6 protein-coding genes are annotated in these 7,657 nt (G+C 62.8%); 5 read left to right on the plus strand and 1 reads right to left on the minus strand.

Going from position 1 to position 7,657, the window contains the following annotated elements; genetic code table 11:
* Positions 1-11 precede the first annotated feature (11 nt).
* Together OF850_RS22075 and OF850_RS22080 are read left to right on the plus strand one after the other, a co-directional pair.
* A complete protein-coding gene (locus tag OF850_RS22075) occupies positions 12-752 on the plus strand; it encodes a helix-turn-helix domain-containing protein (protein WP_301592484.1) in 741 nt (246 codons plus the stop codon).
* Complete coding sequence (locus OF850_RS22080; protein WP_301592485.1) at positions 749-1,378, plus strand: hypothetical protein; 630 nt, start codon at positions 749-751, stop codon at positions 1,376-1,378. Before OF850_RS22075 ends, OF850_RS22080 begins: the two co-directional genes overlap by 4 nt.
* A gap of 186 nt (positions 1,379-1,564) precedes the next feature.
* Here the strand turns inward: OF850_RS22080 and OF850_RS22085 are convergent, their stop codons facing one another.
* A complete protein-coding gene (locus tag OF850_RS22085) occupies positions 1,565-1,738 on the minus strand; it encodes a hypothetical protein (RefSeq protein ID WP_301592486.1) in 174 nt (57 codons plus the stop codon).
* Positions 1,739-4,256: 2,518 nt separating this feature from the next.
* Between OF850_RS22085 and OF850_RS22090 the strand changes: the two genes are divergently transcribed.
* From OF850_RS22090 to OF850_RS22100, 3 genes are all read left to right on the plus strand, one after another.
* A complete protein-coding gene (locus OF850_RS22090) occupies positions 4,257-5,525 on the plus strand; it encodes an AAA family ATPase (RefSeq protein WP_301592487.1) in 1,269 nt (422 codons plus the stop codon).
* Positions 5,526-5,541: 16 nt separating this feature from the next.
* Positions 5,542-6,711 carry a ParB/RepB/Spo0J family partition protein gene (locus OF850_RS22095; RefSeq protein WP_301592488.1) on the plus strand — a complete coding sequence of 390 codons (1,170 nt, stop codon included), beginning with the start codon at positions 5,542-5,544 and terminating at the stop codon, positions 6,709-6,711.
* Positions 6,712-6,823: 112 nt separating this feature from the next.
* A complete protein-coding gene (locus tag OF850_RS22100; RefSeq protein WP_301592489.1) occupies positions 6,824-7,282 on the plus strand; it encodes a secondary thiamine-phosphate synthase enzyme YjbQ in 459 nt (152 codons plus the stop codon).
* The last annotated feature ends 375 nt before the right edge of the window (positions 7,283-7,657 follow it).

Genomic DNA, 7,657 nt, shown 5'->3' on the forward strand with positions numbered 1-7,657 from the left:
AGCACTCAGAGATGAACGCGGATCGCTATGCTGTGCTGGCCGCGCTTTCGACCTATGCCGATGATCAGGGTTTCTGTTTTCCATCCCAGGCGACCCTCGCGCGGTGGCTCAAACGGTCGCGCCCCTGGGTGAACCAGGTGATCGCGGATCTCGCCCGGCTGGGCTTTCTTGAGAAGACCCAGTGGCGGCGCAACGATGGAGGCATGTCGAGCTGCCGCTATCGTCTTCTGGACGATCTCGCACCTGTGGCCCAGGGGGCCGTCGCGGCAATGACAGGGCGCGTTCGCCAGTCTGACAGGGGCTGTCAGCCGGGTGACAGGAATCAGCCGAAGGCTGAACAGAATCAAAACCCGCCCGCTGCGGCGCGCGCGACGGGGCCATCACGATCTGCAGCTGAAGAGGCTACCTCAGCCTGTGACCTGGTGCCGGTGCCGAAGGACTGGGTGCCCTCGACCGAGGATTTGGACGCGGCGGCGCGGCTTGCACCTCAGGCAGATCTGTCACGCCATACGGCGAAGTTCGTCAGCCGCTGCCAAGCCAAGGGTTACCGCTACCGGGCGGAGTCCATCGGTGCAGCTTGGTTGTCCTGGCTTATCGAAGACCTCGCCCGGGAGCAGCGCCCGGCCGCGCCACCGGCGAGCCCTCGCCTAAGCGGCAGCAAGGCCGAATGGGCGGAGGAGCGCCTGGCGGCCTGGGCGGCGGCATCTCACAGTCCCCCGGTGCGCCCAGCCTTTCTGATGGGGAGACCATGATGGGTGTGTTGCAAAAGGCGCCGCGCGAGAGTGCTCACGGGTCGCGGGGCGCTCTGGCCGCTGACCAGCCGCAGGGCTGGTCCCTGCCCTCCTGGGCGGCAGCGCTGATTGAGCGTGGCATCGTCGAACGGCGCATGGTCTTTCCCGAGGACGGACCATCACGGCGCGTGGAACGCTGGGAGGCGCCGCTGATCGAGGATGCCCAAACCCTGGCGAAGCTCGAGGAGGTTGCGGGGGAACTTGCCGCGTGGCTCGAGCCTGCAGACCGAGGTTGGCTGCTGGCACGAGTGCTGGCGCTGTTGTCGCATTTCCGCTCCGACCGCCATGCGGCGTCGGTTGAGCAATGCATTGCCGATGACTGGGCCGAGGACTTGGGCGAGTTTCCCGCCTGGGCCATCGAGGAGGCCGCGCGCCACTGGCGACGCACCCGCCGCTTCCGCCCGCAAATCAATGAGATGCGTGGTCTGTGCGAAGAAGCAATCCGCGATGTTCGAGAAGCCGAACGGCGAATTGCCAGCATCGTGATGCGTGCCCGACGGGCACAGAACCCGATGGTGTCAAAGATCGAGACCGTATTGCGTTCGACCTTTCGGGGGAGCTGGGCTCGCGTGCCAGTATCCGACTGAATGCGTTGTTCGAAGGCGGAGCTGCGCGAGCTCGCAAAGGGAGGCACTGGCCGGCCGCCGACACGGGCGCGGAAAGGCCTCAGCCTCCAAGCGAGGTGATCAAGAGGTCATGCCCCCTGCTCCCAACCCCCGCCTCTTCCAAGCGAAGATTCGCATTAGCCAAAGTCCGGCGCACCCCACTGCTTCCTAGGAAAGCGGGGCTTCCGGGAAGCCGCGCAAGAGCCTTGCGCTGAGCTGTTCCCTGAAGCGCTGCTTTCCTGCTTCAGCCTGGCTCACCGCCAACTCATGCATGAAGAAGTCGCGTTGCGCCTCTGACATCGCTTGCAGCAACTCACGCTGATCCGCAGGAAGGTCGTCCATTGTGCGGCCAGCCCTCCGGTGCGTCGCGACCGACTGTGCAAGCGCGCGCAAGACTCCTTTCGAGTTGTCAGAAAGGCCCGTCATTCTTTTGGTCCCATCCGTGGAGGACAAACGCCGCCGCGCCTGGGCGGTTCAGTTTGCGCTTGATGCCTAGCTTCTGCCCAGCGAGCAGCCTCTCGCGCAATCTGCTTCTTTCCCGAGCCCGCCCTGCCACCTCCGGTGCTGCGAAACAGTTATCTGGACCTGGCTGACCTGGTCCGCCGATCGCATGGTCAGGTGCACAAGATGCCTGGAGTAAGTGGTCCCGGGTATGGCCGTGAGTAAGCGTCTCGTACCTCGGCGGTTCGGACGCCGCGCGTCAGGTTGTTCATGCCCGTGGAGTTGGGTCGTTTGGCCGGGGCCTTCCACGTGAAGGGCTGAGGCAGCTGCAGTCTTGCAATGCGCTAAGTCAGTCTCATCGAGAGGTCGAGCGCCGGGGTGGTCCGACGCAGCCGCGAGATCCTCGAGCTGCCCAGTGAGACGGCGTGCTCCATCCCATCGTTGCGGAAGGCGCAGCCTCGCTCGATGCACTCCAGTCAGGAGAGGCCGTCGATCAGCCTCGTAGAGTCAAAGTTCTCAGTGACGCGAGTGTCGTCCTGCGAACGGAGCCGCGAGCCTTCTTCACCCTATATTTTCCGAAGGAAAGTAATTTCTCTTGTCAGGCATGAGTAGCATCGGAGGGGCTCCTGAACGAAAGGGCCGCTTCATGCTCGCGAGCCCATCGTTCGCGGGAAACCTTTGAAACGCCCATAACCTCCTGAAATCAACTAAAATTATTCCGGCTTGAGGTTACCTTTCTGGGAAAAAATGGTGCTGCGCGCGCGTGGGACCGTACCTCCCCTCCCCTCCCTTCTCCGCGACGCAAGACGTCGGTTCCCAGGTACTTGCCGGGCCCGCATCTCTTGCCGTTTGAGTGAGCACTCCAGTCCGAAACTGCACGAGCTGCCCACCTGCAATGTGGCTCGCTTATAAGGCGGGTCGTTTGCCGCCGCACAGCATCCAGGAGTGCTCAGCGACAGCTGGCAGAGGGCCGACTTGAACGCGTTCAAGTAGAGGGTCGGCACCAAAGGGGTTCGCCGCACTGGGTGAAAGACCTGGCCGTCAGCTCCTGCGGTGCCGCGAATGGTTTGACGCTGCCTCTGGGTCCCGTGAAATGCAGGCCGTCACCGGCTGCTGCCCGTGCAACAATGCGCTTAGCCCCGGTGCCCTTGCGTGGATGTTGGAAGAGCGGCCTCGGGGATTCAACGATTAGTTCGACCAACTCCGCTCACGGATCATGATGACGTGGCCGAGGATCGGCTTCCTGGTCTCGGGATGGCCGGCGCGAGGCCACAAAAGGCGACTGCGGACCGACGCAGGTGGCGCATGAAGTTCCTTGGCCCGACGAGCCCCCTCCCCTGTCTCCCGTCACATCGGGGGGCAACAGGAAGCCAAGGGCGACGACGCTTGAATGCGTTCAACTGGCCTCGCCATAGTGACACACGGGGCGCCCCATCTTGCTTGAACGCGTTCAAGTGATGGGTGTGGACCGAAAGCGTGCTTATGCCGCGAGAGCTGTGCCCGCAGCCTCAAAGGCCGTCAACTGGAGTGTAGACCGGTCGGCCACGGCGCAGCTTGAGACGAACTGCCGCATTGTGAACAAAACAAGACCACAATGATTCTCGCGGACTTATTTGTGCGGCCAACTTCCTGTCTAGTTGAACGCGTTCAACTAGAGCTGCATGTTTTCTGTGGCGCCCCTTGTGACGTTTTGACCAAGGCCGCGCAGCTTCCCGGCCTCCATCATGACGACGGGAATGGACGCTTGCCTCGACTTGAACGCGTTCAACTGTCTTGTTGTTCGCTTCTCTGGTCCTTGAACTCGACATTTTGGGGTCCTGTTGTGCGCCGAACTAGGGCTCCATGGTCGCTCCTAACGCGCGTACGATCGGCTGGCCTTGAGAGTGTTCACGCAGCTGGGAATAAAGAACAAAACATGACCGTCAGGACACTCCTGGCTCTCGGGACTTGTGCGGCGCGACAGCGCCTTTAGCGCCTGACGACGCTCAGGCGACGCTGGGAATGGCCGCGATCAAGCCGCTTGATTTCTCGTGTTTTGCCGCATCATCCCTGACCGAGCCTTCATTTGCGGACCGAGCGCCGCGGCCGACTTGATCGCATTCAAGTCGGCGTCGTGAGAATCCGCGTGCGGTGACGCGCTTCGGCTCATCGAAGGTGAGGGTAGGGAAGGGGGGTTGGGATGCCCTTCGCCGAGGCGGGAAAGGATTGTCCGCGTCACTTACTGTTGCGTCCCGCTCACACCAAGCGCATGCGCTGAGCGTGAACATGCTTGAACGCGTTCAACTCCCTTGCGCCTCCGCGTTGCTTAAGGCTTGATAGGAAAGCGCGCCTGAGGGGGGTTCGGCGTGCAATCGTAAAATGCCTTCGGGGGTTGGCGTTTTGCGCTTGGGGAGCCTCCCGCCGCTCCGCGGAGGGAATCATGAAGACCAGCTGGCATCCCGTGCTCTTTGACGCGATGGCAAAGCTGCGTAAGCGGCAAGCCCTCATCATCGCCAAGCGCAATGAGGACCGCAGGCCCGTCAAGCATCTTCGCGCATTCAGCACCAAGGAAGCTGCGACCTTCCTGGGCATCACGGAAAGCTATCTCCGTGTCAAAATCGCCGAAGGTGACGGCTTTCCGCAGGGCGAGAAGAGCGGCAGCACGCGCTGGTTCACGCTGCAAGAGATCAATCGGGCCCGTGAGCATCTCGCGGCGAAAAGCCACGACCGCTACCGGGTAGGGAAGGGGGAGTTCGACCGCCCCTTCGTCATCACCGGTGCGAACTACAAAGGCGGCGTGGGCAAATCCACAATCACTGTTCACCTCGCGCAATATCTTGCGCTGCGCGGCTATCGGGTTCTGCTCGTTGACCTCGATGCGCAGGGCTCAACGACGTCCTTGTTCGGTCTGGACCCGACCTGGCAGGTCGGCTTTGGTGAAAATGGCGAGCTACTGCCGGGTGGCGCGACCATCAACGCATGGATTGATCGCCGCGAAGGTGAGGACAGGCAGGCTGCCGAGCAAGCCATCGTCGAAACCTACTGGCCGAATATCGATCTCGTTTGCGCGAATGCGCGACTGCAGCACGTTGAGAGCCTGCTGGCCGCCCGAAAGAACTCGGACCGCTCGACCTTCGGCGCCGACAGGCCCTACGACATGGAACTGAAGGGCTTTGTCGAGCATGTCGGCAAGCCCTATGACGTGGTGATCTTCGACACGCGGCCCGACATCAGCCTGCTCACCCTGAATGCTTTCACGGCCTCCAATGGCCTGCTGCTGCCCATCCTGCCCAGCAGCGTGGATCTGCGCTCTATGGCGGATTTCCTTGGTTATCTCGGCAAGATCGAGCAGCACAACCAACAGTTTCTGGGCAGTGACTGGGAGGGGTGGCAGTTCATCAAGATCTTCTGCAACCGCTACGTCAACACGAGCCGCCCCCAAGCCGATATGCTGGAGAGCATCGAGAAGGACGTGCACAAGGATCTGCGGCTGGCCGACCACATGGTCGAAACAAGCGCTCTCGCGACCGCAGGCAATATCCGCTGGACCCTCTACGAGCACGCACCGGCAAAGTCCGAAGATCGGTCGCACAAGCGCGCCCTGGCCGCCATGGACGCGATCGGGCTCAGCATCGAGAACGAGATCCTCGCCTATTGGGGCCGGGCCAAGAAAGACCGGTCGGCGGCCTCGCAGCTGATGCCGGCGTGAGGGGAGGGGGCTACTCATGACCACCAAGACATCGATCCCCAAGCGCAACGCCCCACGCCAGTCCGTCGCGGACGACATGGGGGATGACGACCAGATCGCCGGCTTCGGCGGGGGAGACTTGAACGCGTTCAAGTCGGTTGCCCCCTTTGTGCCCATCGTGAAGGCCGAGGAGCGTCAGCAAAGCATTCAGGCCAAGCTGGAGCAGGCGATCAGCGAAGCGGCCAAGTTCGCAAGTGAAAACTCCTCGCTCCAGGAAGAACTCTCGCAGCGACAGGCCGTCATCGAGAAGCTGCAGCGCGATGTGGAGAACGCTCGAAAAGAAGGCGATCCGTCCGAGTGCTACTATCTCGACCCTGAGCTAATCTCAGACCCGTTCCCCCAGGACCGCTTCGACTCCGCCTACAGCGAGGAATCCTTGCGGGCTCTGGCCCAGGACATCAGTAGCCGAGGCCAGGACTTCCCGATCCTGGTCCGGCCGAAGCCGGACGTGCCTGACGGCACGCTCTTCGAGATCGCGGCCGGAAAGCGGCGCTTGGCAGCGTGCAAGCTTGTGGGGCGCCAAGTCTTCGCCCGCGTACGAGCCATGTCGAACGAGGCGATGCTCAGGGCGCGTTTCGGGGAGAACTATCACCGTCAAGACCTCTCGGCTCTTGAGCGTGCGCGGTACTACAAGCACTCCATGGAAATGATGGGTCTTTCCATGAAGGACCTCGCCGCCCTCTACGAGGTGGATCTGTCGCTGATCAGCCACGTCCTGCGACTTAACCGCATTCCTCCATCCATCGTTGGCGCCTTCCGCGAGCCTTACGCGATCAGCCTACGCGCCTGCATCGAGCTGGTTTCCGCACTGGAGAAACACAGGACGCCGCACGCGGAGACGCGCGCTCTCCAGGCCCTTTCAGATTTTCACTCACGCAAGGACGCGGGCGAGGATTTCGGGACTCTCGATGAGGTGCGCGTGGCCCTGGCCGCGATCCGCGACAACAAGCCAGTCATGAAGCCCATGGGCCGCCGCGCGGCTCTGCCGGTGTTTCACGGAAAGCGGCAGATTGCCGGCGCTCTCCAACGGGATGGGCGCTGGGTCATCTCTTTCGACAAGACGATCGACGAGGAATTCATCGGGGCGTTGCTGGATCGGCTTCCAGACGTTTTCGCGTCCATGGAGCTGAAGACCGACGAGGACTGAGCGGGGCAGGGGAGGGACTCGACCGTTTGATCCATGCTGACTGGAGTGTCTCCCCGTTGGCGCCGCCAACGGAGGGAGAACAAGGTGAAGCATGAGTAAGAGAATGACGTTGATGCTGCAGCGCCTTCACCACCTCCGCGTCGAGACGACGGGCCGCGGGCTTCTCGACATCACTGGCCACGTCCGCGCCTGGGCCGGGGCGCAAGGCATCGAGACAGGGTTGCTAACCCTTTGGTGCCGCCACACCTCGGCCTCGCTTTTGGTCCAGGAAAACGCCTCGCCGGACGTCCGGGCCGACCTGGAAGCCTTCCTTGCGCGGCTGGTGCCTGATGGGGGAGCGGACCGCTACCGTCACGCGGAGGAGGGCCCAGACGACATGCCCGCTCATATCCGCGCAGCGCTCACTCAAACTCAGCTCTCGGTGCCCGTGGCGGATGGACAACCGCTCCTTGGGACATGGCAAGCCATCTACCTGTACGAGCACCGCATGGCCTCGCATCGGCGGGACATCACTCTGCACCTGATCGGCGAGGGCCCTCAAACCTCAAGGGCATCTGGGCGGACGCCTTGATGGCGCCCAGTTGCCTTGCTCGTGTCGAAGAAGCCGGTTGACTCAACCACAAGGGGCCTGGGGCCGGAGGCCTAGCCCCGAAGCCTCAAGCCTCAAGCCTAGAACCACGGCGCCTATCACCGGCCTGTTAGCGCACCCGAGGAGGAATGCGTGGGTCGATCGCGGCCCACGCGCCCAACTCAAAGGACAAGCGGATGCGCGGAAGCTCACAGGCGGCCTCGACCCGATTCTCCCGCACGAGGACGCGCCACGTCTGCTTAGGAGACCTGTGCGCGGGAGTGTCTCGGCGCGGCATTCTGACGTGCGGGCCGTGGTCTTCCCTTCGGCGTCGCTCGCAGCACGCGGGCTCCTGCTTCGCCGCTCACACCGGCTGGA

The organism is Sabulicella glaciei, from assembly GCF_026183895.1.
Lineage (GTDB): Bacteria > Pseudomonadota > Alphaproteobacteria > Acetobacterales > Acetobacteraceae > Roseococcus > Roseococcus glaciei.

Excerpts from the sequence above, each read along its gene's own strand:
- OF850_RS22075 (WP_301592484.1), top strand. The coding sequence starts at position 12 with ATGAACGCGGATCGCTATGCTGTGCTGGCCGCGCTTTCGACCTATGCC.
- OF850_RS22080 (WP_301592485.1), top strand. The coding sequence starts at position 749 with ATGATGGGTGTGTTGCAAAAGGCGCCGCGCGAGAGTGCTCACGGGTCG.
- OF850_RS22085 (WP_301592486.1), bottom strand. The coding sequence starts at position 1,738 with ATGGACGACCTTCCTGCGGATCAGCGTGAGTTGCTGCAAGCGATGTCA.
- OF850_RS22090 (WP_301592487.1), top strand. The coding sequence starts at position 4,257 with ATGAAGACCAGCTGGCATCCCGTGCTCTTTGACGCGATGGCAAAGCTG.
- OF850_RS22095 (WP_301592488.1), top strand. The coding sequence starts at position 5,542 with ATGACCACCAAGACATCGATCCCCAAGCGCAACGCCCCACGCCAGTCC.
- OF850_RS22100 (WP_301592489.1), top strand. The coding sequence starts at position 6,824 with ATGCTGCAGCGCCTTCACCACCTCCGCGTCGAGACGACGGGCCGCGGG.